The sequence below is a fragment of the Marinospirillum alkaliphilum DSM 21637 genome, from assembly GCF_900119735.1.
Lineage (GTDB): Bacteria > Pseudomonadota > Gammaproteobacteria > Pseudomonadales > Halomonadaceae > Marinospirillum > Marinospirillum alkaliphilum.
Genome location: NZ_FPJW01000003.1, coordinates 17628 through 43534 on the forward strand (window position 1 = coordinate 17628; position 25907 = coordinate 43534).

25 protein-coding genes are annotated in these 25907 nt (G+C 54.4%); 17 read left to right on the forward strand and 8 right to left on the reverse strand.

Annotated elements, in window-relative coordinates; all coding sequences use genetic code 11:
* The first annotated feature begins 110 nt into the window (after positions 1-110).
* Genes BT114_RS05440 through BT114_RS05450 form a run of 3 tightly spaced genes read left to right on the forward strand, consistent with a single transcriptional unit; the run spans position 111 to position 2646 of the window.
* On the forward strand, positions 111-1193 hold the full coding sequence (locus BT114_RS05440) for a DUF2817 domain-containing protein (RefSeq protein ID WP_072325346.1): 1083 nt from the start codon (positions 111-113) through the stop codon (positions 1191-1193).
* Positions 1190-2326 (forward strand): GNAT family N-acetyltransferase/peptidase C39 family protein, encoded by a 1137-nt coding sequence (locus BT114_RS05445; RefSeq protein WP_072325347.1) that lies wholly within the window; start codon positions 1190-1192, stop codon positions 2324-2326. Before BT114_RS05440 ends, BT114_RS05445 begins: the two co-directional genes overlap by 4 nt.
* Positions 2326-2646: a YqfO family protein gene (locus BT114_RS05450; protein ID WP_072325348.1), complete on the forward strand. Its 321-nt coding sequence runs from the start codon at positions 2326-2328 to the stop codon at positions 2644-2646. Before BT114_RS05445 ends, BT114_RS05450 begins: the two co-directional genes overlap by 1 nt.
* A gap of 71 nt (positions 2647-2717) precedes the next feature.
* On the opposite strand, the gene BT114_RS05455 is transcribed toward BT114_RS05450, so the two are convergent.
* The 4 genes from BT114_RS05455 to msrP form a co-directional block, all read right to left on the reverse strand.
* The gene (locus BT114_RS05455) at positions 2718-3959 is read right to left on the reverse strand and encodes a DNA-processing protein DprA (protein WP_072325349.1); all 1242 of its coding nucleotides are present in this window, start codon (positions 3957-3959) and stop codon (positions 2718-2720) included.
* Complete coding sequence (locus BT114_RS05460) at positions 3956-6067, reverse strand: RecQ family ATP-dependent DNA helicase (protein ID WP_072325350.1); 2112 nt, start codon at positions 6065-6067, stop codon at positions 3956-3958. The genes BT114_RS05455 and BT114_RS05460 overlap by 4 nt, the downstream gene beginning before the upstream one ends.
* A 197-nt stretch (positions 6068-6264) precedes the next feature.
* Positions 6265-6852 carry a ferric reductase-like transmembrane domain-containing protein gene (locus BT114_RS05465; protein ID WP_072325351.1) on the reverse strand — a complete coding sequence of 196 codons (588 nt, stop codon included), beginning with the start codon at positions 6850-6852 and terminating at the stop codon, positions 6265-6267.
* On the reverse strand, positions 6852-7814 hold the full coding sequence (gene msrP / locus BT114_RS05470; protein WP_072325352.1) for a protein-methionine-sulfoxide reductase catalytic subunit MsrP: 963 nt from the start codon (positions 7812-7814) through the stop codon (positions 6852-6854). The genes BT114_RS05465 and msrP overlap by 1 nt, the downstream gene beginning before the upstream one ends.
* A gap of 233 nt (positions 7815-8047) precedes the next feature.
* On the opposite strand from msrP, the gene BT114_RS05475 reads away from it, so the two are divergent.
* From BT114_RS05475 to trpS, 5 genes are all read left to right on the forward strand, one after another.
* Positions 8048-9052 (forward strand): cytochrome-c peroxidase, encoded by a 1005-nt coding sequence (locus tag BT114_RS05475; RefSeq protein WP_084661952.1) that lies wholly within the window; start codon positions 8048-8050, stop codon positions 9050-9052.
* Positions 9053-9189: 137 nt separating this feature from the next.
* The gene (locus BT114_RS05480) at positions 9190-10029 is read left to right on the forward strand and encodes an ion transporter (protein WP_072325353.1); all 840 of its coding nucleotides are present in this window, start codon (positions 9190-9192) and stop codon (positions 10027-10029) included.
* Entirely contained in the window at positions 10029-10649 is a 621-nt protein-coding gene (locus tag BT114_RS05485; protein ID WP_072325354.1) for a CoA pyrophosphatase, read from the forward strand. The genes BT114_RS05480 and BT114_RS05485 overlap by 1 nt, the downstream gene beginning before the upstream one ends.
* A gap of 57 nt (positions 10650-10706) precedes the next feature.
* Entirely contained in the window at positions 10707-11231 is a 525-nt protein-coding gene (locus BT114_RS05490; RefSeq protein WP_072325355.1) for a gamma carbonic anhydrase family protein, read from the forward strand.
* Between the two features lie 25 nt (positions 11232-11256).
* A complete protein-coding gene (trpS, locus tag BT114_RS05495; protein ID WP_072325356.1) occupies positions 11257-12300 on the forward strand; it encodes a tryptophan--tRNA ligase in 1044 nt (347 codons plus the stop codon).
* A 30-nt stretch (positions 12301-12330) separates the two neighbouring features.
* Here the strand turns inward: trpS and BT114_RS05500 are convergent, their stop codons facing one another.
* Positions 12331-13635, reverse strand: coding sequence for an HlyC/CorC family transporter (locus BT114_RS05500; protein WP_072325357.1), 1305 nt, complete (start codon positions 13633-13635; stop codon positions 12331-12333).
* Between the two features lie 12 nt (positions 13636-13647).
* Positions 13648-14466 (reverse strand): cytochrome C assembly family protein, encoded by an 819-nt coding sequence (locus BT114_RS05505; RefSeq protein ID WP_245770396.1) that lies wholly within the window; start codon positions 14464-14466, stop codon positions 13648-13650.
* A 105-nt stretch (positions 14467-14571) separates the two neighbouring features.
* On the opposite strand from BT114_RS05505, the gene ffh reads away from it, so the two are divergent.
* The 9 genes from ffh (at position 14572) to recJ (ending at position 23802) form a co-directional block, all read left to right on the forward strand.
* Positions 14572-15978: a signal recognition particle protein gene (gene ffh, locus BT114_RS05510; protein ID WP_072325359.1), complete on the forward strand. Its 1407-nt coding sequence runs from the start codon at positions 14572-14574 to the stop codon at positions 15976-15978.
* 271 nt (positions 15979-16249) lie between these two features.
* Positions 16250-16498 (forward strand): 30S ribosomal protein S16, encoded by a 249-nt coding sequence (gene rpsP, locus BT114_RS05515; RefSeq protein WP_072325360.1) that lies wholly within the window; start codon positions 16250-16252, stop codon positions 16496-16498.
* A 50-nt stretch (positions 16499-16548) separates the two neighbouring features.
* Complete coding sequence (gene rimM / locus BT114_RS05520; RefSeq protein WP_245770397.1) at positions 16549-17139, forward strand: ribosome maturation factor RimM; 591 nt, start codon at positions 16549-16551, stop codon at positions 17137-17139.
* A gap of 28 nt (positions 17140-17167) precedes the next feature.
* A complete protein-coding gene (gene trmD, locus BT114_RS05525) occupies positions 17168-17938 on the forward strand; it encodes a tRNA (guanosine(37)-N1)-methyltransferase TrmD (RefSeq protein ID WP_072325597.1) in 771 nt (256 codons plus the stop codon).
* A gap of 17 nt (positions 17939-17955) precedes the next feature.
* Positions 17956-18312: a 50S ribosomal protein L19 gene (gene rplS / locus BT114_RS05530; RefSeq protein WP_072325361.1), complete on the forward strand. Its 357-nt coding sequence runs from the start codon at positions 17956-17958 to the stop codon at positions 18310-18312.
* Between the two features lie 161 nt (positions 18313-18473).
* A complete protein-coding gene (locus BT114_RS05535) occupies positions 18474-19214 on the forward strand; it encodes a thioredoxin fold domain-containing protein (protein ID WP_072325362.1) in 741 nt (246 codons plus the stop codon).
* Positions 19215-19262: 48 nt separating this feature from the next.
* Positions 19263-20567: a homoserine dehydrogenase gene (locus tag BT114_RS05540; RefSeq protein ID WP_072325363.1), complete on the forward strand. Its 1305-nt coding sequence runs from the start codon at positions 19263-19265 to the stop codon at positions 20565-20567.
* A gap of 20 nt (positions 20568-20587) precedes the next feature.
* Positions 20588-21988, forward strand: coding sequence for a threonine synthase (gene thrC, locus BT114_RS05545; RefSeq protein WP_072325364.1), 1401 nt, complete (start codon positions 20588-20590; stop codon positions 21986-21988).
* 20 nt (positions 21989-22008) lie between these two features.
* Positions 22009-23802: a single-stranded-DNA-specific exonuclease RecJ gene (gene recJ / locus BT114_RS05550; protein WP_072325365.1), complete on the forward strand. Its 1794-nt coding sequence runs from the start codon at positions 22009-22011 to the stop codon at positions 23800-23802.
* Here recJ and BT114_RS05555 read toward each other — a convergent pair.
* Positions 23789-24046, reverse strand: coding sequence for a hypothetical protein (locus BT114_RS05555; RefSeq protein WP_143142772.1), 258 nt, complete (start codon positions 24044-24046; stop codon positions 23789-23791). The two genes, recJ and BT114_RS05555, sit on opposite strands and share 14 nt — an antisense overlap.
* A gap of 96 nt (positions 24047-24142) precedes the next feature.
* Complete coding sequence (gene dauA / locus BT114_RS05560) at positions 24143-25885, reverse strand: C4-dicarboxylic acid transporter DauA (RefSeq protein ID WP_072325367.1); 1743 nt, start codon at positions 25883-25885, stop codon at positions 24143-24145.
* Positions 25886-25907 lie beyond the last annotated feature (22 nt).

The window sequence follows — 25907 nt, forward strand, 5'->3', positions numbered from 1 at the left end:
ATCGGACTGAATGCCTTTGGATGCAAGACTTCCACAGAATATTTTGCTGCCTCTGGCGATTTATCCACCCACTGGCGTAAGCTAGTTGCTAAAGCCTTCAGGAGCGCTTTATGTCTGGTTTTTTTCAATCTTCTTATCAGCAAGCCCGCACGGCTTTTCTTCGAGCTGTCCAGGCTGACAGCCGCGTGCAGTGGAAAAAGGCGTTGCTGCATCCTCTGCACGGTGCCGAGGCCGAGCCACTGGCGCTGGATGCGGTATGGTTGGGCCGTATGGATGCCCGCAGGCTGCTGGTATTGCAATCCGCAACACACGGCATTGAAGGCTTTGCCGGTTCAGCAGTGCAGGTGGCTGTGCTGCATCAGGCATTAACCCTGCCAGAAGATACTGCGCTGCTGTTGCTGCACGCGATGAACCCCTGGGGGTTTTCGCATCGGCGCAGGGTGGATGAAGCGGGTATCGATCTGAACCGTAACTTTGTTGATTTCAGCCAGCCCCCGGAAAACACAGGTTATAAAGAGCTGGCTGACGCCCTGATTCCAGCACATTGGACGCTTGAAGCGTTGGCGACAGCTGATCAGCGTCTGGCTGATTTTCGTGAGGTTTATGGCGAGCAGATTTATGAGGAGGCGGTCAGTGGCGGGCAGTACACCCATCCGCGAGGCCTTTTTTATGGCGGTCGAGCCCCGGGCTGGTCTCGCCTGCAACTGCAACACCTGGCTGAGGAGTTGCGCCTGGCCGAGCGGGATGCCGTGGCCATTATTGATGTGCATACCGGGCTGGGTGAATGGTCAGTAGGCGAAATCATCTGCGATCACCCGCCACGCAGTATCGGCGTGGAGTGGGCGCGTGCCTGGTATGGTGACGCCGTGACCGAGCCTTTTCTGGGAACCTCATCATCCGTGCCCAAGTGGGGGTTGATTGACTTTTTCTGGCACCAGTTGCTGCCTGATCGTTGCAGCTTTGTCACGCTGGAATACGGTACCGGCTCCACCGAGCAGTTGTTTAATGTGTTGCGTGCGGATCATTGGCTGGCCACCCAGGCTGTCGGACAGGTGGATGCAGCATTAAAAAACCGCATTCAAGCGGAGTTGCTGGAGCATTTTTGTCCGGCTGCAACGGACTGGCGTCAGGCCGTGGTACAGCAGGGGTTGTTGCGTGTTCGTCAGGCTCTGGAAGGGCTGTCAAAAGTATGACCATTGCTTCGAAAAACCTGCAGCTGCGTACGGCGACCCTGGATGATTTACCAGCACTATTGGCATTGGAGCAGCGCTGCTTTACCGGTGATCGGCTCAGTCGCCGCCAGTTTCGCTGGTTGATGCAAAGAGGCCATGCTGCCATCCGTTTGCTGGAGGCTGAGACGGATGGAGAACCCCGTCTGGTGGCTTATGTGCTGTTACTGTTTCATCGTGGCACCACGCTGGCGCGTATTTACTCGGTTGCAGTGGACCCGGATTGGCGCGGACAGCGTCTGGGTGAGCAACTGATGCAGGAAGCTGAGCGACTGGCGCTGGATGAAGGTTGCTCGATGCTGCGACTGGAAGTGCGCACTGACAACAGTGCGGCCATCGCGCTGTATGAGCGCCTGGGTTATCGTCAGTTTGGTCAGTATGCCGATTATTATGAAGACCACACTGATGCGCTGCGCTTTCAGAAACGCCTGCGTCGTGCTCCGGGTGGTCTGGTGCGAGAAGTCCCCTATTACCAGCAAACCCTGCCGTTCACCTGTGGCCCAGCCTCACTGTTGATGGCCATGAAAGCTCAGGATCCGGAAGTGGAGCTGAGTCGCAATCACGAGTTGCAGATCTGGCGTGAAGCCACCACCATTTTTATGACCACCGGCCATGGTGGCTGTGGACCACGAGGCCTGGCACTGGCTGCCTGGCAACGGGGTTTTGATGTGGAGCTGTGGCTGAATGTGGAAGGACCGCTGTTTATCAATGGTGTGCGTAATCCAGCCAAAAAAGAGGTGCTGGCGCTGGTGCACCAGGATTTTCGTGATCAGTTGATGGCGACAGGTATCAGGGAGCATCTGGCCGAAGTCACTCAGCAGGATCTGCAGCAGGCGCTGGAACAGGGTGGTGTGCCACTGGTGCTGATCAGTTCCTGGCGTTTCAGCCGCCAGAAAAGCCCGCACTGGGTCGTGGTGATGGCCATGGATGAACAGTTCATCTACCTGCATGATCCAGAGGTGGATGAAGAAGATCAGAAGTCTCGCATCGATACGCAGCAGGTGCCGGTGTCACGGCTGGAGTTTTCACGCATGGCCTGTTTCGGCCAGGAAAAGCTGCGCACAGCAGTGGTGATTTATCCCAAACGGAGTGAGTGATGTACAAGCTGGCTTTTTTTGTACCGGTCAGTGATGCTGAGCAGGTCAAGGCGGCGGTATTTGCCACCGGTGCCGGGCGCATTGGGCTGTATGAACATTGCTGTTTTGAAACCGCTGGTACCGGCCAGTTTCGACCCTTGCCCGGTGCCAATCCGCATCTGGGCAGTGTCAGTCAATTGGAAAAGGTTGCAGAGCTGAAGGTGGAGCTGGTGTGTGAAGATGCTCTGATCGCTCAGGCGGTGGCTGCACTGAAAGCTGCCCACCCCTATGAAGAGCCGGCCTATGAGGTCTGGCGACTGGAGGATCTTGGTTTCATATAATAACTGCAACTCACTCACCAGATAGTTTGCTGAACTGGGGTTTCTTCAGTCATGGCCACGAGTAAATCTTTCTATTTCATGTTCTTGATTTGATAACTTACAGGACGATTGAGCTTCTTCACCACCCCATCATCAACAGCACGTTTCAGCCATTCAGTTAACTGAGATTTATGGAGCTGTGTGATTTCAAGCAGCGCATCGAAAGTCACTGGCTTCTCAGCCAATCGCTGAAGCTCTGCGGTGAACAGCTGATAGAAATCGACAAGCTCAGATTCAATCTCAGGGTTAGAATCAGTCTCGGCAAACAATTCAGGCTGTGCAGGCAGGGAAAAGAGGTCACCTATTGGCTCCTTCACCTGATTCGCAAGGCTAGATTCATTGTCTATTAAATCTGCAATCTTAAAGGCCTGCATATCCGCATCCAGCCAGCGCCCACCTTTGGCGACCAAGTCGGCATTGGCTGCATCTTTGTCAGTTGTTTGCTTAACCCACAACGGCACCCAGGATTGTTTCAGATTTTCTTCTGCACCGTTGAGTGTGCCACCTTTTTTGCCAGAGTGAATCACCAGAGAACTGTCCGCCAGGCAATAGATGTATTTGTTGCGAGCCATGGCGTTACCTGCGCTGAATCCTGCCTCGGGGTAGAAGGGCGATACCAGCACAGCATGACCATCCATCAAGCCTTTTCGCCATTTGCTGCTGGTTGCTGCTTTTAGCAGGCTATCGGCCATCACACCGATCACCACGCCGCCTTGTCTCACAGCCCCTAGCATCACAGTTTCATCGACACCACGCGCACCGCCAGAGACAACTGCAATACCCTCTGATGCTGCTTTAGCACCGACTTGGTCGGTAAACGCTAAATCAGGCTCACTGGCATTACGCGAGCCAATAACCGCCAAGCCACCGGTATTTAGCAAGGCTTTGTTACCACAACCAAATAACACCGGCGGGCAATCTGTTTTCAGTCGTGCTTTTAGCCGTTTCGGATATTCGGGGTCGGAACGCGTCACCACCCAGAGGCCAGCTCTTTGCCATCTTTCCATGGCCAATGCGAGGCTGTGACCACGGTTCAGCAGTTCAATGATTCGCTCAGTACTGATACGTCCATCGTGCCAGTCTTGTAACAAGGCTTTTGGCTCAGTAACTAACAGATCTGCCGGTGTGGCAGATTTTTCTTTTAACCACCAAGCAAAGCGACCCCATTCAGCATTGGTAAGCGGCTTGGCAGTCTCGCTGCTGGCTTTTGAAAAATAACTGGTCAGCAGCAAGGTTGCTTGCGCTGTGGGAGATAATAAGCTGGATACATTCATGAGTCTTTTACCGAAGATGAAGCCAGTGCAACAGGATAGACTACACCGCTGCCTGCTTGCTGTAACAGTGCCGCGATGACCGTCAGCGTCCAGCCGGAGTCCAAGATGTCATCCACTAGCAAAACCGGTTGCCCCTGATAAAGCTGCGTCACAGCAAAGGCACCGTCTAGATTACGGCATTGGTGGAAGCGGTTCTGCTGGCCTTTTTGCGGCTGGTTGTCTTTCACTTTGCTGAGGGCATCCACAAACGGCAGACCTAAATGTGCAGCCAAACGGCGGGCAAAATCTGGTACCAATTCAGCATGATTATGCGAGGGTACGCAGCACACCCACTGAGGTGCAGGATTGGGCTGCCATCGCTGCTGAATCATTTCCACCATGGCTTCAACCAACTCATCACTGAAACGCCCGGCATGTTTACTGTCGGCAACCATGCGTCCCCAACCGGCATCACCCCAGCGGGATAAAACACGGCCTTCCTGCGCGCGAAGTTGCTGAGGTAGATTGCCCCTAAAGCCGTACTCCAAAAATGCATTGGCCGCTACCTGTACTTTTGGGGTGATCACCATTTCTGAGTGTTTAAGGAAAATACCTGCACGATGCGCCAAAGCAGGATCAACCGGAGCATTGATAACAGGCTGGCCCAGGCATGATGCACATTGACCGCAAGGCGTGGGATCAAGATCGTCCAGCGCTCGGCGCAAAAAAGTCATTTTGCAGCCCGCATCATCCAGATACGCCTGAACTTCTTGCCATTCCTGTACACGCTGCTCGGTTAAATGAGCAATTCGAGCCTTATCCATTTGATAGCTTACTGGCGTTCTCAGCCAACGGCTGCCATCTTTAATGACCGGCGCAGGATTTTCCACGCTTAGCAATTTTAGTACTTTTTCGATCTGGCCATGGCGCAGGTTAGTTTGCTCCTCAATGTTGCGAAGTGACAAACCATCGCTGCTTTCCAACACCTGCAAGATCTCATTGACCTGCACCTCGGAAGGGAAGGCCGAGTCACGGAAAAATTCGTGAATATCCCCATCCTCCACGCCCGACATCAACACACCGACGGCATGATCAATACCACGTCCGGCACGACCCACCTGCTGATAATAGTCAACGATAGAGCCCGGCGCTTGATAGTGAACCACAAAGCTTAAATCTGGTTTGTCGTAACCCATCCCCAATGCCGTGGTTGCCACCAACACTTTTAACTGGTTGTTGAGTAGCAATTCTTCCAGATTCTGGCGGTAGGCATTACTGTTTTCAAAGCCATCGGCTTCAACGCTGCCGTGGTAAGCCTTGGCATCTATGCCATTAGTAACTAACCACTCAGCGACTTGCTCCGCGTCTCGCACCGTTAAGGTGTAAACAATACCCGTGCCCGGCAAGCTGGGTATCACTTGGGCTAACCAAGCTAAACGGGACGCCTGATCAGGCAACACCAGGGTTTGCAGAGCAAGGCTTTCACGGGTGAGCGGGCCGCGATGAATCTGGATGTTACCCAACTGGGTTTGAATGTCCTCAACTACGCGGTTATTAGCTGTTGCGGTAGTACCTAGGACTGGTGTGTTGGCAGGTAGCTGTCGCAGGATGTTCACGATGCGGCGATAATCCGGGCGGAAGTCATGCCCCCAATCAGAAATACAGTGCGCTTCATCAATCACCATCAAGGCGATGCGGTCTGCAATGGGCTGCAACACTGTTTCAATAAAGTTGTCGTTTGCCAAGCGCTCAGGGGAAATCAGCAAGCAGTCGATTTGATTATTAAGAATGCGCTGAGTCACCGCATGCCAATCGTTTTGATTGGTGGAGTTCATGGTTTCAGCAACAATACCCAAACGCTGAGCTGATTCAATCTGGTTACGCATCAACGCCAACAGGGGCGAGACAATAATGGTCGGCCCCATGCCACGATCACGAAAGATTTTGGTGCTAATAAAGTACACCGAGCTTTTGCCCCAACCGGTGCGCTGCACGACCAAAAGTTTTTGCCGATGATTGACCACGGCATCAATAGCTTCCCACTGGCCATCGCGGAATTCGGCAGAGGGGTTAGCCAGAGCCGTTAGCAGTAATTGTTGGGCTTGTTGTTTTTGGGTGTTGGGGTTCATTATCACTCCTTGATTTACACGGCTAGCTCGCAGCTCATTAGCTTGGGTAGCAGCAGGTACGGGCTTGAGCTGGTTTCTGGTTTTCAAGTTGTGCCATGGGTACTGATTCCCAGTGGCCTTCGGATTGACTGATAAGTGATACAGTGGCTCATCCTACCATCAGCAGGGCAGGTTAGGTGTAAGGGATTTAAACCGGCTCAGGAGGGAGTGGGTGGTTTTAAAAAGATCAGTCGCAGCAGCAACAGGCTTGCCAGCAGCAGGGCATAAGCCATCACCAGCCGGTAATCCAGCCGGGTGATGATCCACAGGTGCCACACTCCCAGTGCTGTGGCCACATACACCAGGCGGTGCAGGCTGTGCCAGATCAGCCCCGGCATGGCCAGACGGATGCGGGTGGGTGAGGTGGCAGCCAGTAACAACAGCACCAACAGGGCCGTCAGCCCCAGTTGCAGGTGCAACAGCTCAGACATTTCACGCCAGATCCAGTCAAAGTTCCAGCCCTGATCCCAGCCTGCCCAGATACTGGCATGCGCCAGTAACCACCAGAAAGCCCAAAGCCCCAATTGCCGCCGGGTGGCAATAAATCCCACCCAGCCGGTAAAGCGTCGCAGCATGCCCCAACTGATGGTCAGTAACAGCAGCATCAAGCCGGAGTGGCCGGTGATGTGCAACAGGGTTTCCTCGGGAAAAATACCCAGCTCATCCTGCTGATAGAGCCAGCCAATCCAGAAGAGGGGTGCCAGACCAATCAATGGCACCACTAGCCGAAACCAGAGCAGGGGCATCAGTAAAACTGCTCCAGATCCATGCCCTGATAGAGCCCGGCAACCTGTTCGGTATAACCGTTGAACATCAGGGTTTTTCGTCGGCCAGATTCACCCAGCCGACGCTCGGTGGCCTGGGACCAGCGTGGGTGGCTGACGCCTGGATTCACATTGGCATAAAAGCCATATTCAGCCGGTGCCATCTGCTGCCAGCTGGACACCGGTTGCTGCTCCTGAAAACGCAGGGTGACAATCGACTTGATGCTCTTGAAACCATATTTCCACGGCACCACCAGCCGGATTGGAGCACCATTCTGGTTGGGCAGGGGTTTGCCATACAGGCCCACCGCCATGATCGTCAGCGGGTGCATGGCCTCATCCATGCGCAGTCCCTCGGTGTAGGGCCAGCGAAGGGTTTCACGGCGCTGACCGGGGAACTGCTGTGGATCATAAAGGGTTTCAAACACCAGGTATTTTGCTTTGGAGGTGGGTTGCAACTGCTCAATCAGATGACTGAGCTGAAATCCTGTCCAGGGAATCACCATTGACCAGGCTTCCACACAGCGCAGTCGGTAAATGCGTTCCTCCAGCCAGTCCGGGCGTACCAGTTTGTTCAGGTCATAAAGGCCGGGTCTGGCTACTTCCCCTTCCACCTTGATGGCCCAGGGATCGGTTTGCAGATAGTGCCCCCAGTCGGATGGATCGCGTTTACGTGTGCCGAACTCAAAGAAGTTGTTGTAACTGGTGATGGTGCGTTCATCCGTCAGTGTTTCATCGGTGGATAGCTGGCTGGCAGGTGCCTGTGCCAAGGCATCACGCCACTGATCGCTGGGTTGTGGTGCAGCCGCCGCCAGGCCAGTGGGCAAGGCAGCGGCGGTGATGGCTAGTCCGGCGGCCTGTTTCATAAATTGGCGGCGATGGTGATAAAGCGGCTCCGGGGTGATTTCGTGTTCCGGAATGGCCGGGTAACGCCAACGGGTCATGGTCAAACTCCCTGGTGAGCAGTAAACCCCATTAAAGGTTGCACAATCGGACAAACCCTTGACAGGTGTCAAGGGTTTGTCGTCAGAACAGATTGAACTCGTCATCAGCTAGCTCTACTCTGACATCAGTACCTTTGAATTTATCGCTAAGTTATTGATAAATTTAAACTAATAGGTCGATAGCTAAAAACCATGGTACTAGGGCGAACGACCAATCACATGAGGAGACTCCTATGAACTGGACTCATCGCATCAGCAAAATGTTGCCGATCTTTGGTGCTGCAGGCCTGTTGGCTGTTAGTGGTAGCGCACTGGCTGGCGACAACTTCCACAGCAAGTATGCTCCGATGTTTGAGCCACTGCCTGCCATTGCGCCGATCCCTGGCAATAACAGCCTGACCCCTGCCAAGGTTGAGCTGGGCAAAATGCTGTTCTTTGAACCACGCATTTCTGCCAGTGGTGTCATCAGTTGTGCCACTTGCCACAACCCGGCGCTGGGCTGGAGTGACCGCATTCCGCGTGCCACCGGTCACGATGGCCAGGTGGGTGACCGTAACACTCCAACCGTACTGAACTCCGGCTTTTTTGGTGCTCAATTCTGGGATGGTCGTGCTGCAACACTGGAAGAGCAGGCTTTAGGCCCGATTGAAGCCGGCATTGAAATGAATATGCCGTTGGAACAGGCCATTGCTCGTCTGAAAGAGTTTGATGAGTACAAAAAAGCCTTTGCTGCCGCTTTTGGTGGAAATGGTGAGCGTCAAATTACCGAAGCGAACGTGGCCAAAGCACTGGCTAGCTTCCAGCGTACTTTGAATACCCCCAACTCGCCTTTTGACCGCTACCTGCAGGGTGACCTGAGTGCGCTGACCGATCAGCAGAAGCGGGGCATGGCTGCCTTTGCTGATAACGGCTGTCTGGCCTGCCACTCTGGCCCAGCGCTGACTGACAGCAATTTCCACGCCATCAAGGTACCTGGTTCGACTGATGTTGGTCGTTTCGCGGTGACTGGTGATGAAGCGGATCGTCACCGCTTCAAGACTCCAACCCTGCGTAACGTGGCTGTAACCTACCCCTACTTCAACAACGGTGGCACTGCCACTCTGGGTGAAGCAGTGCAGGTGATGGGTCGTGAAATGTTGGGTCGTGAGTTCAACAAGCGTACTGTGGATGACATTGTTGCCTTCCTGCACTCCCTGACTGGTGAGATGCCGGATGTCAGCATCCCTGCGCTGCCTTGATCAGTAGCAGGTGTTGAAATCAGAGGCCAGGGATGGCCTCTTTTTTTGCTTGAAACCTTCAAAACTTGCCACCATTTCTCTGGGCTGTCTGCTGTAAATCATCGATAATCGCTTTTTTTTCCGGAGAGTCCCCGCACATGAACCAGACCGCATCCCGCTGGCGCGATCAGCTGGAAGCCCTGCGCGCCAACAAATTGTTTGAATCAGTGGTAATTGGCATCATCCTGTTTTCAGCCTTATTGATTGGTGCCAAAACCTATGAAGAGTCGAGTCGTTTTGAACAGATCATCTATTGGCTGGACTGGGGGGTTACGCTGTTCTTTCTGGTGGAGATCATCATCCGGCTGGCAGCAGAAAAACACTTCATCAATTTTTTCCGCAAAGGCTGGAACATCTTTGATTTTCTGATTGTGACTGCCAGCCTGATGCCCATTGATGATTCAGAAATGGTGCTGCTGGCGCGGCTGCTGCGGGTATTCCGGGTGCTGCGTCTGGTGTCGATGATTCCTGAGTTGCGCATTCTGTTGTCGGCACTGGTGAAATCCCTGCCGCGCATGGGGTATGTGGCGCTGTTGATGTTCATCATCTTTTATATTTATGGTGCAGTGGGCAGCTTCCTGTTCCATGACGTGGATGAAAAACTCTGGGGCAACATTGCCCTGGCAATGCTGACCCTGTTCCAGGTGGCAACCTTTGAAAGTTGGGCCACAGCAGTGCTTTATCCGACCATGGAGCACTACCCTTACAGCTGGATCTATTTCATCAGCTTCATTTTTCTGACTGCTTTTGTGTTTCTGAACATGATGATCGGCATCGTGTTGGATGTGATGCAGAAAGAAAGTGCCCTGCACGAAATTGAAAGTGGTGAAGGTGAAGCAGCAGAGATTCACTGGATGCGTGAAAATATGGAACAGATGCGCAGCCAGATGGATCGTATTGAAGCAAAACTGGATCGTCAGTCACAGGCAGAACGCTGATGTTGAACCAACTGGCAACAGCACTGAAAAACTTCCAGCCGCAGCGACTGCACTGGAAGTTACCGGAAGCGGCAGTGCTGATTCCGGTAACCGATGGTGCTGAACCCTCCATCATCATGACCCGGCGTGCAGATCACCTGAACACTCACAGTGGGCAGGTGGCCTTTCCCGGTGGTAAACGAGATCCTGAAGATGCCAATCTGGCAGCAACTGCCTTGCGGGAAGCCCAGGAAGAAACCGGTCTGCAGCCTGACCAAGTACAGCTGCTGGGTCCTCTGAGTGACCTGGTCTCGCTGCATGGCATCAAGGTTACGCCCTGGGTGGGATTGGTACCGGAATCAATTGAACTGCAACCCTGCGAAGCAGAACTGGATGCCATTTTCCGGGTGCCGGTGCGTTGGCTGCTGGAAGATCCTCGTAGCCATACGGATGTGATTCAGGTGGCTGACACCACCTTTTATGTGCCCAGTTACCCTTTTGGTGAATTCACCATCTGGGGGCTTTCATCGATGATGCTGGTTGAACTTTTACGGGTCGGGTTTAATATGGACATCGACCTGCATCAACAGCCATCAGGCCGGTTGGTACAGCGTCCGGTGCGACCCTTTCCACCCAGATAAAGTCCGCTGTAACCAGGCTGGACCGGAATGCCATAATAATAACCGGGGACCTCATCCATGCTTTATGACCTAGAAGACCGCCGAGTTGCCTTACTCGGTTCAGAGATTTTTATTGCACCCAACGCCACCCTGATTGGCAGTGTGCAAGTCCATGAACAGGCCAGTGTCTGGTTTAATGTGGTGGCTCGGGGTGACAATGATCCGATCACCATCGGTGAGCAGAGTAATGTGCAGGATGGCAGCATCCTGCACACCGATGTTGGTTTTCCTGTTGTTATCGGCAAGGGTGTCACCATTGGCCACAAGGTCATGTTGCATGGTTGTGAAATCGGTGATTACAGCCTGATTGGCATGAATGCCGTGGTACTGAATGGTGCTCGTATTGGCCGTTATTGCCTGATTGGTGCCAATACCCTGATTCCCGAAGGCATGGTGGTCCCGGATGGTTCGCTGGTGGTGGGTTCGCCGGGCAAGATCAAACGTGAGCTGCGGGTGGATGAAAAAGCCCGGCTGGAAGCCAGTGCGGCTCACTATGTTGAAAATAGTCTGCGTTATTTGAATGCGCTGCGCCCTCGTCCTTGAGGTCCATTAACAATAAGAGTGATCCATGAACAAAACACGTGTTCTGACCGGTATTACCACGACCGGTACTCCCCATCTGGGTAACTATGTCGGCGCCATTCGTCCGGCGATTACGGCCAGTCGTGATCCGCAGGTGCAGTCCTATTATTTTCTGGCCGACTTTCATGCACTGATCAAATGCCATGAGCCGGATCGGGTTGCAGAGTCCCGTCGTGAAATTGCGGCCACCTGGCTGGCGCTGGGTCTGGATACCGACAATGCCATTTTTTATCGTCAGAGTGATGTGCCGGAAATTCCTGAGCTGACCTGGTTGCTGACCTGTGTGGCGGCCAAGGGTTTGATGAATCGCGCTCATGCCTACAAGGCTGCGGTGCAGGAGAACCTGGATGCCGGTGATCGTGATCCCGATGCAGGCATTACCATGGGGCTTTACAGCTATCCGATTCTGATGGCTGCGGACATCCTGATCTTCAGTCAGAAGCAGGTGGCTGGACGTGAGTTTGGCACCACTCAGGTACCGGTGGGTCGGGACCAGATTCAGCATATTGAAATGGCGCGGGATATCGGTCAGCGTTTTAACCATATTTTTGGCGAAGAGTTTTTTGCCCTGCCGGAAGCCGTGGTGGATGAACAGGTGGCAGTGCTGAACGGCCTGGACGGTCGCAAGATGAGCAAAAGCTACAACAACACCATTCCACTGTTTGAGCCTGAGAAAAAATTCCGCAAGCTGATCAACAAGATCAAGACCAACTCATTGGAGCCCGGTGAACCCAAAGACACCGAGGGTTGCACCCTGTTCCAGATCTACACGGCTTTTGCTTCTGCTGCTGAAGTGGCTGAAATGCGTGAGCGTTATGCCGCAGGCATTGGCTGGGGTGAAATGAAAGGTGTGCTGTTTGACTACCTGAATGAACAGCTGCGTGCCCCGCGGGAAGAATACCAGCGCCTGCTGGCTGACCCGGCTTATGTTGAGGCGGTGTTGCGTAAAGGCGCGGAAAAGGCGCGTGCTGAAGCCACACCTTTTCTGGATCGCCTGAAGCGCGCGGTGGGTCTGGGTCACTTTATCTGAAGTTAAAACAGCTGGCTGGCTACTGCTCAGTCAGTCAGCTGTTCGGCGCCGCGGCTTGCGGCGTTTCTGGTCGGTTTTTTCTTCCCAGCAGCGCACGGCCTTGATCAGGTTTTCCTTCACTTCCAGGGTTTCAATCCGGTAGTGGTCAAAGGCCACACAGATATTGCCATCTGGGATGGATTCCAGATATTCGAGAACCAGTCCGTTCAGGGTTTTGGGGCCATGGGTGGGCAGTTCCCAATCCAGCTGTTTGTTGATTTCGCGGATGGTGGCGCTGGCATCAATCAGCCAGGAGCCATCCTGCTGTGGCTGAATGTCTTCCTGATGCTGCGGTACATCAGTGGTGAACTCGCCAACAATTTCTTCAAGAATGTCTTCCAGGGTTACCAGGCCCTGCACATCACCGTACTCGTCCACCACAATGCCAATGCGGCGCTTTTCCTTCTGGAAATTCAGCAGCTGGGTTTGCAGGGGTGTTGATTCAGGGATGAAGTAGGGCTCACGGGTTTCCTGGATCAGCATGCCCTTGGTGGGGTTGGGCGATGCAATCAGGCGCAGTGCGCCGCGCAGATGCAGGATACCAATGACATTGTTGATGTCGCCCTTGTAAACCGGGATGCGGGTGTGCTGTGAGTGTTTCAGTTGCTGCAGGATTTGCTCCATGTCCTGTTCCAGGTCGATGCCACTCACTTCCTGGCGCGGAATCATGATGTCATCCACGGTGATCTTTTCCAGATCCAGAATCGATAACAACATGGCCTGGTGGCGACTGGGAATCAGGCTGCCGGCTTCATTCACCACGGTACGCAATTCTTCCGAGGTCAGATTGTCCTGTTTGTGTTCATCCGGTCTGACACCCAGCAGGCGCAACAGGAAATTGCTGAACAGATTGACCAGCCATACCAGTGGATACAGCAGCTTTAATAGTGGATAAAGGGCATAAGACGCAGGACGGGCAAACTTTTCCGGGTGCAGGGCGGCCAGGGTTTTTGGGGTCACTTCGGCAAAAATCAGTACCACAATGGTCAGCACAAAAGTGGACACCACCGGCCCCAGGCTTTCCCCCAGATAATGGATGGCAATGACCGTGGCAATCGCCGCGGCAAAGTTATTCACAAAGTTGTTGCCGATCAGGATCACACCCAGTAGGCGATCCGGACGCTTCAGCAGGCTACTGATGCGTAAGGCCGCGCGATCGCCCTGCTTGGCACGATGGCTGAGGCGGTAGCGGTTGATCGACATCATGCCGGTTTCCGAACCGGAGAAGAAGCCGGAGAAAGCAATCAGCAGGGCCAGCAGACTCAGCAGCAGGCCCAGCGGAAGTTCAGTGTCCAAACAGGAAGTACCTCATCCAAGGATAAACTGGAGTACAAACTTGCTGCCAAAGTAGGCCAGCAACAACAACAGGCTGCCGCCCAGTGTCCAGCGTACGGCTGTCATGCCTCGCCAACCGAGTCGCCAGTGACCGATCAGTAACAGCCCAAAAGTCAGCCAGGCAGCCATTGAAAGCAGGGTTTTATGCATCAGGCCGCGAGCAAACATGTCATCAAAAAACAGAAAGCCACTGAGAATGCCAACCGTCAACAGTAACTGCCCGGCCAGCAGCAGATCAAACAATAACCGCTCCATGGTTTGCAGGGGTGGCAGCACCGAGATCAGGCCACGCACATGGCGGTGTTTCAGTTGGTGGTTCTGCATCGCCAGCAGCAGCGCCTGAACACTGGCCAGAGCAAACAGGCTGTAGGCAGACAGTGACGCAAGGATATGGAAAAACAGGCCATCTTCACTGCGTGGCATGCGCACATCACCACTACTGATATGAGTCAGGATACCCAGTAGTGCCGCCATCGGAAACAGGGCTGCAGCCAGATTCAGGGTGGGATGACGCAGGCTGGATAGCAGGATAAACGCACAGATCAGCCAGCTGACCAGGGAGGCCGCTTCCAGGAAGCCCAGGTTTAAATCCAGGGGTAAACCAAGGTGGCCATACAGGGCAAAACCATGGGTGAGCAGTGCACCAAGCCCTAGCATGCGCACCAGCATCGCTCTTTCCGGCACCTTGCGGGCCAGTCTTAGCCAGACCCAGGACGCGCCGGCAAGGTAAAAGGCGGCAGCGAGCAAAGTAAAAGGAAGAAAGGCAGCCATGCTGGGATTAATACACTCCACAAAGAATATTCCGACTATCCTAGCCGATTCCGGTGCGTTTGACATCCATTCCACAGGCTGTCTGGGGTATAATCGCGACAAAATGCCTGGTCATGAGGGTGAGACATGTTTGAAAGTTTAAGTGAACGCCTGTCGCAGACGCTGCGCAGTATCTCCGGTAATGCCAAACTGACGGAAGACAACATCAAGGACACGCTGCGTGAAGTACGCATGGCGCTGCTGGAAGCCGATGTTGCCTTGCCGGTGGTCAAAAGTTTTGTTGAGCAGGTGCGTGAGCGTGCTGTTGGTCAGGAGGTATCCAAAGCCCTGAACCCGGGTCAGCAATTCCTGAAGCTGGTGAATGAAGCTTTAACCGAGACCATGGGTTCTGCTCATGCCGGGCTGGAATTAAAAGGTGAGCCTGCCGCTGTATTGATGGCTGGTTTGCAAGGTGCGGGTAAAACCACCACGGTTGCCAAGCTGGCGCGTTATCTGCGCGAGCGGGAAAAGAAAAAAGTGCTGGTGGTGTCGCTGGACGTTTATCGCCCGGCGGCAATGGATCAGTTAAAGACCCTGGCTGTTGAAGTGGGTGTGGATTGTTTCCCTGCCACCCCGGATCAGAAGCCTGTAGCGATTCTGGAAGCGGCGCAGCGCGAGGCACGCATCAAGTTTTATGATGTGATGCTGGTGGATACCGCTGGTCGTCTGCACGTTGATGACGCCATGATGGATGAAATCAAGGCCATTCATGCGCAGTTAAAACCTTGTGAAACCCTGTTTGTGGTGGATGCCATGACAGGTCAGGATGCTGCCAACACCGCCAAGGCGTTTGGTGAAGCGCTGCCGCTGACCGGCGTGGTATTGACCAAAGCGGATGGTGATGCACGTGGTGGTGCGGCCCTTTCTGTGCGCCAGGTGACTGGCAAGCCAATCAAGTTCATTGGTATGGGTGAAAAGGTTGATGCATTGGAACCCTTCCATCCAGACCGTATTGCTTCGCGTATTCTTGGGATGGGTGACCTGCTTTCTTTAATAGAAGAAGCAGAGCGCACCATGGACAAGGAAAAAGCCGCCAAGCTGGCCAGCAAGGTCAAGAAAGGCAAGGGCTTTGACCTGGAAGACTTCCGCGAGCAGTTGCAGCAGATGAAAAAAATGGGCGGTATGTCCAACATGCTGGAGAAACTGCCCGGTATGGGTGGATTGGCAAAAATTGCTGAGCAGCAGGGGCCGATGAAAGAAATGGCTAAAATGGAGGCCATTATCAATTCGATGACACCCTGGGAGCGCCAGAAGCCGGAATTGCTGAATGGCTCACGTAAGCGTCGCATCTGTGAGGGTTCAGGCACCCAGTTGCAGGATCTGAACCGGCTGATTAAACAGCACAAGCAGATGCAGAAGATGATGAAAAAAATGACCAACAAGGGAGCCATTGCCAACATGATGCGCGGTATGCAAGGGCAGTTGCCGCCAGGTATGGGTGGTGGCGGTGGTCCTTTTGGCATGGGTGGTGGCGGCTTCCCGCCACGTTTCTGATAAAAAGCCCGGTACACGCTTGCGTTTGTTGTGAGGGTCTCTACAATAGCGCAACCCTGAACGATCAGGGGTCAAATCCGGGCCAAAGCTTCCCAAGGCTGAAGTTATCCATTAGAATACTTCGCCTTTCGGGTGCCTTGCCTTTTGAGCAGTGTTTGATGCTTGGGTGGCTTTGCCCGGACAGGGCGGCATCCTGGTCGCAAAATTTATTGCAGTGGCTGAGTCGACTCATCCCTGCCTTTTTCCGGATACTTTAAAGGAAAGACTTGCAATGGTAACCATTCGTCTGGCTCGTGGCGGCGCTAAAAAGCGTCCTTTCTATCACGTAAACGTTACTGATTCCCGCAATGCGCGTGACGGTCGTTACATCGAACGTCTGGGTTTCTTCAACCCAATCGCCCAGGGTAACGCTGAACGTCTGCGCATTGATACCGATCGTCTGCAGCACTGGGTTTCCCAGGGTGCGCAGCTGTCTGATCGCGTAGCCAAGCTGGTCAAGGAAGCTGCCAAGCAGCAGTGATTGCCAGGCAGCCCTGATGATCTATTTCGCCCATGAGCGAGGTGATGCACATGAGCGGAGCAACACAAGGCCAGATGAACGGCCAGATTGAGAATCAGGAAAACAACCCGGTTGAAAGCAGGCAAGGCGATGAAATATTGCTGGGAAAAATCACCAGCATCTTCGGCGTCAAGGGTTGGGTCAAGGTGTACTCCTATACCGATCCAATGGAAAACCTGCTCAAATACTCCTCATGGCAGGTGTTGCATAACGGGCAGCGACGCAATTTTCGCAAGCTTGATGGCAAACGCCATGGCAAGGGGTTAATTGCCCGGTTGGAAGGAATTGAAACACCTGAAGCGGCACGTTTGCTGGCAGGTGCAGAAATTCTACTGTCCCGCTCCGAGTTACCTGACCTGCCGCAAGGTGAGTACTACTGGAGTCAGCTGGTTGGTCTGGATGTTTACAACCAGCAAGGGCAGTTCTACGGCAAGGTTGATTACTTGCTGGAAACAGGTGCCAATGACGTGCTGGTGGTCAAACCCTGCACAGGCAGCCTGGACCAGGAAGATCGTCTGATTCCCTGGCGCATGCCTGAAGTGGTACGCCAGGTGGATCTTGAAGCTGGGCGCCTGGAAGTGGATTGGGATGCCGACTTCTGAAGCGAAGGCACCTGAGCGTGCCGAGCGTATGTGGTTTGGTGTGGTTTCACTCTTTCCACAGATGTTTGAAGCGATTACTGGTCAGGGTGTTACAGCCCGGGCGGTAAAACAAGGGTTGCTGGAGTTTGAATTCTGGAACCCGCGTGACTTTGCCACTGACCGGCATCGCACGGTGGATGATCGCCCCTATGGTGGCGGCCCCGGTATGCTGATGAAAGTGGCTCCGCTGCGAGAAGCCATTCATGCAGCGAAGGCCGCAGCCGGCCCTGATGCCAAGGTGATTTACCTGTCGCCTCAGGGGCGCAAGCTGGATCAGGCTGGTGTAGAAGCATTGGCGACCCGCAATCGGCATATACTGGTTGCAGGCCGTTATGAAGGAATTGATGAGCGCCTGGTGGCCTCGGAAATCGATGAGGAGTGGTCCATTGGTGACTATGTCCTCAGCGGCGGTGAGCTGGCAGCCATGACACTGATTGATGCAGTGTCACGTCTGGTGCCTGGAGTCCTTGGGCATGAGGCGTCTGCAGAGGAAGATTCTTTTGCAGCCGGTTTGTTGGACTGTCCGCACTATACGCGACCTGAAGTGATTGATGGTCAGGGTGTGCCTGAGGTACTGCTGAGCGGTAACCATGAGGCAATACGCCGCTGGCGTCTCAAGCAGGCGCTGGGTCGGACCTGGTTGCGACGACCTGACTTGCTGGCCGGGCGTCAGCTAAATCAGGAGCAGCAGGATTTACTGGCAGAATTTATCCGCGAATACGATGCCCCGCTTACCAGGGCGCAAGTCGAGCGGCCTTAGTCTAGGAGCGAGCAGCAATGAGCAACAAAAACTTGATTATCCAGGCTCTTGAAGCCGAACAAATGAACAAAGAAGTCCCTAACTTTGCTCCGGGCGACACCGTTGTCGTTCAAGTAAAAGTTAAAGAGGGCAACCGTGAGCGTCTGCAGGCTTATGAAGGTGTGGTAATCGGCAAGCGTAACCGCGGCCTGAACTCCGCTTTCACCGTTCGTAAAATCTCCAGCGGTGTAGGCGTTGAGCGTACCTTCCAGGTATACAGCCCGCTGGTTAACTCCATTGAAGTGAAGCGTCGCGGTGACGTTCGCAAGGCCAAGATTTACTACCTGCGCGATCGTTCCGGCAAGTCTGCACGTATCAAGGAAAAACTGGCCTAAGCATGCATCTGCCGCTGTGCAGCATGATGTTCCGCCAGTGATGAAAAAACGGGTGCCTGATGGTGCCCGTTTTTTATTTGTGGTATCCGAACCTGGCGTTTTTGATCATGGTGTTTTTAAGGGTGGCAAGGCATACTGAATGCTTCAACCACGGAGTTTTTATGCGTCTGATGTTCACCGGCAGTTTGTTGTCGGCATTGTTGGTCCTGCTACTGGTTTCTTCGCCGCTGCTGGCAGATAACAAGCATTCAAAAGCTGAGCTGGAGCAGCAACTGCAGCAGCTGGATCCTCGCATTCGTATTGTTTCGCTACAAGCGGCGCCGCTGGCGGGTTTTCATGAGGTTGTGCTGAATACTGGTGACCTGCTTTATGTGCATGAAGCCGGGCGATATTTTTTTGCTGGTAGCCTGTTGGAAATCAATGATGGCCAGCTGCTGGACTTGACCGAGCAGGCGCGTGGTAAACAACGCCAGCAAGCCATTCAATCTGTGCCTGCCAATGAACAGGTGGTGTTTCCGGCAACCGGTGAAACCCGAGCTGTCGTGCAGGTGTTTACTGACATCACCTGCCCCTACTGTGTGCGCCTGCACCAACAGGTTCCGGAGCTGAACCGCCAGGGTGTTGAGGTACGTTATCTGGCTTTCCCGCGTCAGGGTGAGCAGAGTCCTGGTTTTCAACAGTTGGTGAATGTCTGGTGTGCAGCCGACCGTCAACAGGCCATGAATCGCGCCAAAGGCGGACAACGTGTTGCTGAAGCCAGTTGTGACAACCCCGTGGCGGCACAATATGAATTAGGACGACGCCAGGGCATCCAGGGCACCCCGGCAATTTTATTGCCTGATGGCCAGTTAATCCCCGGTTTTGTTCCTGCTCAGCGTCTACTCAGTGAGCTGGGCCTGTAATACTGATCAATCAATTTTCTGTGACAGCATGAATTGAAGGAGAGCAACTTGAAACCTGTGAAAGTGGCCGTATGTGGCCTCGGAACCGTCGGTGGTGGTGTATTTAATGTGCTGCAGCGCAACGCCAGCGAAATTGCACGGCGGGCAGGTCGACCCATTGTGGTGGAGCAGGTCGCCACCCGTAATCTGAATCCTTCCTGTGATACATCCAGTGTTTATGTCTGCCAGGATGTGCTGGAAGTGACCGAGAATCCCGAAATTGATGTGGTGGTGGAACTGATCGGTGGTTATGAAGCTGCATTTGAACTGGTGATGCGTGCCATCAAGTCCGGTAAACATGTGGTGACCGCCAACAAAGCCCTGATAGCCGTGCATGGCAACGAGATTTTTCAGGCAGCTCGTGAAGCCGGTGTGGTTGTGGCCTTTGAAGCTGCTGTGGCCGGTGGCATTCCGATCATCAAGTCCATCCGCGAAGGCCTGACGGCCAACAAGATCAACTGGGTCGCCGGCATTATTAATGGTACTGGCAATTTCATCCTGACCAACATGCAGCAGGCTGGTCGTAGTTTTGATGATGTACTGGCCGAAGCCCAGGCTTTGGGGTACGCCGAAGCGGACCCTACTTTTGACGTGGAAGGCATTGATGCGGCCCACAAGCTGGCGATCCTGTCGGCCATTGCTTTTGGTGTGCCGCTGAGTTTTGACAAGGTTTACACTGAAGGCATCAGCCGTATTGATATTGAAGATATCCGTCATGCTGAAGAGTTGGGTTACAACATCAAACACCTGGGCATCACCCGTCGCACCGAAAATGGTCTGGAGCTGCGCGTTCATCCAACCCTGATCCCGAAAGATCGTCTGCTGGCGAATGTGCACGGTGTTAAAAATGCGGTGATGGTTCACGGTGATGCTGTGGGACCAACCCTCTATTACGGTGCCGGTGCCGGTGCCGAACCAACCGCTTCAGCAGTGATTGCCGATCTGGTGGATGTGGCGCGTGCCATGGGCTCGGATCAGGAATCCCGCGTACCTTACCTGGCTTTTGCTGAACAGGCGGATGACCTGCCAGTGCTGCCGATGGAAGACATTGAAACCGCCTATTACCTGCGCCTGCTGGCAGTGGATCGCCCTGGTGTGCTGGCGCGTGTGGCCACCATTCTGAGTGAGCAGGGCATCAGTATTGAAGCCATCATTCAGAAGGATGTCTCTGAGGGTGAACTGGTGCCGATCATTCTGCTGACGCACCGTACCCGTGAAGCGGCCATGAATGAAGTGATCCGCCAGTTGGAGTCCTTGTCGGATATCGCCGGTGGTGTGATGCGTATTCGTGTTGAAAGCCTGAACGATCAATAAATTACAGCGAGATCAGAACCGTGCGTTATATCAGCACCCGCGGGCAAGCCCCCGCCCTGAATTTTGAAGAAGTAGTCCTGACCGGTCTGGCGACCGATGGCGGCCTGTATGTACCGGAAAGCTTTCCGCAGCTGAGCCATGACGAGATTGCAGCTCTGGCCGGTCTGCCTTACCACGAAGTGGCTTTCCGGGTGATGCGCCCCTACATCGGTGACTGCATTGATGAGCAGACCTTCCGCGACATGCTGAAGGCCACCTATGCCAGTTTCAGTCATGATGCCGTAGCTCCGATCAAACAGCTGAACAGCAATCACTTCCTGCTGGAGCTGTTCCATGGACCGACTCTGGCATTTAAAGACATAGCTCTGCAGCTGCTGGGCCGTTTGCTGGATCACTTCCTGGGCAAGCGTGGCGAAAAAGGTGTGATCATGGGGGCCACCTCGGGTGACACAGGTTCCGCCGCCATTGAAGGTTGCAAACCCTGTCAGCATGTGGATATTTTTATCCTGCACCCCTTCAACCGGGTGTCTGAAGTGCAGCGTCGCCAGATGACCACTGTGCTGGCCCCGAATGTGCACAACATTGCCGTGGAAGGTAACTTTGATGACTGCCAGGCGATGGTCAAGGCCAGCTTTGCCGACCAGTCTTTCCTGCAGGGCAAGCGCCTGATTGCGGTCAACTCGATCAACTGGGCGCGCATCATGGCCCAGATTGTTTATTACTTCACCAGTGCCGTGGCCGTGGGTGCGCCGCATCGTGAAGTGGCGTTCAGTGTGCCGTCTGCCAACTTCGGTGATGTGTTTGCCGGGTATGTGGCGCGCAAGATGGGATTGCCCATCAAGCAGCTGATTGTGGCCACCAATGCCAACGACATCCTGCACCGCACCCTGCATGACAACGATTTCAGCAAGAAAACCCTGCTGCCAACCCTGGCGCCCTCGATGGATATCGTGGTGTCTTCCAACTTTGAGCGCTTGCTGTTTGATCTTTACCAGCAGGATGGTGCCGGTGTTGCGGCACTGCTGGAAAGCTTCCAGCAGCAGCCAACACAACTGGATGCCGGGGCCTGGAGCAAGGCACGCGAACTGTTCGACAGCCTGGCGGTGGATGATGCCACCATCCTCAAGGTCATTGCGGATGCCTATCAGCGTACCGGAGAACTGCTGGATCCACATACAGCGACCGGTTATCTGGCCACTGAGCAGTGTGCCCGTGATGCCGCCACTCCGGTGATCACCCTGGCGACGGCGCATCCGGCCAAGTTTGAAGAAGCTGTGATCAAGGCCGGTTTTGCCCAGGGCGCTGCCTTGCCGCCACACATGAGTGATCTGCTGCAGCGTGAAGAACGTTACACCGTGTTGCCTGCGGAGCTTGCTGCCATTCAACGGCATGTTGCTGAAAACCAGGCGGCTTCTGCCTGACGCCAGCCAACGGCTCGCCCGTGTCTACTGAGGCAAATGCCAAACCCCGGTTGATACAGCGCCCTTTAAATCAGGGGCTGTATCAACAGGCGTTGGCCGAAGGTGTGCACCCGCTGTTGGCTCGTATTCTTGCAGGTCGCCTGCAGCAAGTGAGTGTTTCCCCTTCTGCCCTGATTGAACCGGGGCTGAACCATCTGATTGCTCCCGAACATCTGGCTGATCTGCCCCTTGCGGTTGAGCGCCTGGCGCTGGCCATCCACCGGCAAGAACGCATTGGCATCCTCACAGATTATGATGTGGATGGCATCACCTCGCATGTGGTGATTTACCGAACCCTGACCGAAACCTGCGACCTGCCTGCTGAGCGCATCAGTAGCCTGATCGGGCATCGCATGGTGGATGGTTATGGTGTCAGTGATCCATTGGTGGATCGTATTCTGGCCAGTGACCCCCTGCCGACATTGATTATCACGGCCGACGGTGGCTCTTCAGATGAACCACGGCTGGCCCGTTTGAAAGCTGCAGGCATTGATGTGATTGTCACCGATCATCATGCCTTGCCGGTGGAAGGCCCACCGCCTTCTGCGTTGGCAGTGATCAACCCCACCCGTAAGGACTGCCCTTATCCAGACAAAACCCTGGCGGGTTGTGCGGTGTCCTGGCTATTGATGTCAGCACTGCGCAATCATCTGGTGACCACGGGCGTGTTACCTGCGGCCACTCCCAAGCTGTCTGCACTCTTGCCTTTTGTGGCACTGGGTACGGTGGCCGACTGTGTGTCGCTGGGCGGCAGTCCGATCAATCGGGCACTGATTCGTGCCGGTCTGGAGTTGATGAATGCTTCCGATGCACCCTGCTGGCAGGCTTATCGTCAGTTCATGGGTGATCGTCACCGCAGCTTTACTGCCACCACCCTGGGATTTCAGCTCGGGCCACGCATCAATGCCCGCTCACGCATGGCTGACCCCTATGCTGCACTGCATTATCTGTTGGCCGAACAGCAGGAAGCAGCGGCTTATCAGCTGCAGTTGCTGGACAGTGACAATCAGGATCGCCGGATTGTGGAGGCGACCATGGTGCAGGATGCGCTGAAAGCTGCGGCGGAGCAGGTGGCTGCCGGACACCAGAGTCTGGTGGCTTACGTGGAAGACGGTCATTCCGGTGTGCAAGGCATAGTCGCTTCAAGGCTGGTGGAGCGTTACGGGCGTCCTGCCGTGGTGTTGACACCGGGTCGAGAGCCACAGCATCTGTCAGGTTCAGTGCGCAGTGTGCCGGGGTTGCATATTCGTGATGCCTTACAGCGAGTGGATGACCTGCATCCCGGTATGCTGGTGCGTTTTGGGGGGCATCAGGGCGCTGCCGGTCTGACATTGTGGCAACATCACCTGGTGGATTTTCAGCAGGCGCTGGAAAAGAGTGTGCGTTTCCAGTTGGGAGCACGCGAGCTGCAGCCTCAGTTATTCACGGATGGTGAGCTGGAAGCTCGCCTGCTGTCACTGGACACCTGCCGTTTGTTAAAACGGCTGGAGCCTTATGGTCGGGAGTTTGAAGAGCCGCTGTTTGAAGGGCTGTTTCGTATTGATAATCTGCAGGTGATTGGCAATGACCAGACTCACCTGCGATTGGATGTCAGCCCGGTGGAGGATCGTATCAGCTTGAAGGCCATCTGGTTCCGGGCACTGCAGCCGGGTGCTGCGCCGGCTTTTCGTATCGGTGATCAGGTTAGACTGGCCTACCGGCTGGAAGAAAATCATTTTCGCAATCAGGTGACCTTGCAGTTACAGGTCGTACACTGCCAAATTACTGCTGGTTGAGGCAATCCTTAAAGTAGATGTTGCGGAAATCCCGCCAACCTTCCCGTCCGTTGCTTTCAATGTAGAGTTTCACCATCCGACAATAGTCCTCATCCCGGTGCCCTTCACGCAGGCGCATGGCTTCAGGGTTAACCATGAAGTTCTTGAAGAAGATGTAACCCACCACGGCAAACGCCAGAATAAACATGATCGAAGCCACCAGCGCGATGGACTTGTTTTTTTCTTCCTGAGACTTTCTGGACATGATCTGACTCCGAACAATACGGTGATGCACCACTAGGCGAATAGATTGCCGTATTGTGCGTAGATCGCCTGTGTTTTTTTGTTAAGCCGTTCACACTTATGGTGTTGGTCCGGTTTTCTCATCCGGTGCATCCTTTAAACGCTGTTCATTTTGCCACCGCAGACTGGCTTGCGCGAGGTTATGAGCAAAGTGCACCTTTTCACTGCTGCGAATTCCCGCCTTGCGCAGTTTCAGGATCAAATGGGGTTGCAGGCCAATGAATACCACGGTTTTCTGCTGCTCCTCCAGCTCCTGCAAAGCGGTGTGCAAGGACTCCATGGCGGTTACATCCAGCGAGGGTACCTGAGTGAAATCCAGAAACACCCCTTCGATACCTGACGAGACTTGACCCAGTCGTCCCAGGGTTTTTTCCGCAGCACCAAAAAACAAGGGCCCGGCAATTTCCACGCAGGCAATTTTTTCAGGCAGTTGCAGGTCCTTGTGTTCTTCTTCAGACAGAGTGCGGCTTTCGGTGACCTGAGCCATACGTCCCATGAACAGCAGTGAAGCCAGCACAATGCCCACACCCACGGCCAGCACCATGTCAAACATCACTGTCAGGCTGAAACAGGTCAACAGCACCAGCAGATCACTCCTGGGTGCAATCCGGATCATGCGCAGCACATGGTGTGCCTCACTCATGTTCCAGGCCACCATCAACAACAATCCTGCCAGTGCTGCCATCGGCAGCCAGGACAACCAATCAGCAAAAATCAGGATGCAGGCCAGTACCATCAGGGCATGAAAGAAGGATGCCAGGGGTGAGCGAGCGCCTGATTTGATGTTGGCAGCAGTACGCGCCAGGGCACCTGTAGCAGTGATGCCACCAAAAAAGGGTGCAGCCAGATTGCCCAGCCCCTGGCCGACCAATTCGGCATTGGGGTCATGTTTGGTGCCGGTCAGTGAATCACCAACCACTGCACACAGCAGGGATTCAATGGCACCCAGCAGGGCAATGGTAAAGGCGGCGGGTAACAGGGCAGCAAACAGATCCCAGCTCAGTCCGATGGGTTCGCCATCAGCACCGGGCATCAACCAGGGCAGGATAAAAGACGGAGCCACCGGTGGTATGCCACGCCCGGATTCATCACCCAAGGTCCAGCTGAACTGGTCGCCCAGCAATATGGCTTCAAAACCAGGGAGTAGACCAGGGCCCAGCAGGGCCAGTGCGGTGCCCAGTAGCAATGCAGGCAAATGACCAGGAACTGGCGTTTTTAATCGCGGCCAGAGAATCAGCGTGGTCAGGGTTACCAGTCCCACCAGCAGGTCACCCCAGCTGATGGCGGGTAGCAGATCAATGAAGCTCAGCAGCTTGATAAAAAAGTGTGCCGTGTTGTCCATCTCCTGCAAACCAAAAAAATCTTTTAATTGCAGGCTGGCAATCACCAATGCAATACCGGCAGTGAATCCCAGGGTGACCGGTGCCGGAATAAACTGGATCAGGCGGCCGAGTTTTAATAATCCCATCAGCAGCAGGATCACACCGGCCATCAGTGTGGCCAGTAACAAACCGCCCAGTCCGTATTGGCTGGTGACCGGCAGCAAGATCACCACAAAGGCGGCGGTGGGCCCACTGACTGAAAAGCGTGAGCCGCCACTTAATGCAATCACCGCACCGGCAATAATGGCCGTGTAGAGGCCGTACTGGGGTGGTACACCGCTGGCAATAGCCAGCGCCATCGCCAGGGGGACAGCAATGATGCCAAGAGTGATGCCGGCCAGCAGGTCGGCCCGCAGGTCACGGAGGGTATAACCCTGGCGCAGGCTTTCGCGCAGGGCAGTAGCAAAAGGAAGGGACATGGCTAGCGTCCGAGCAGGAGAA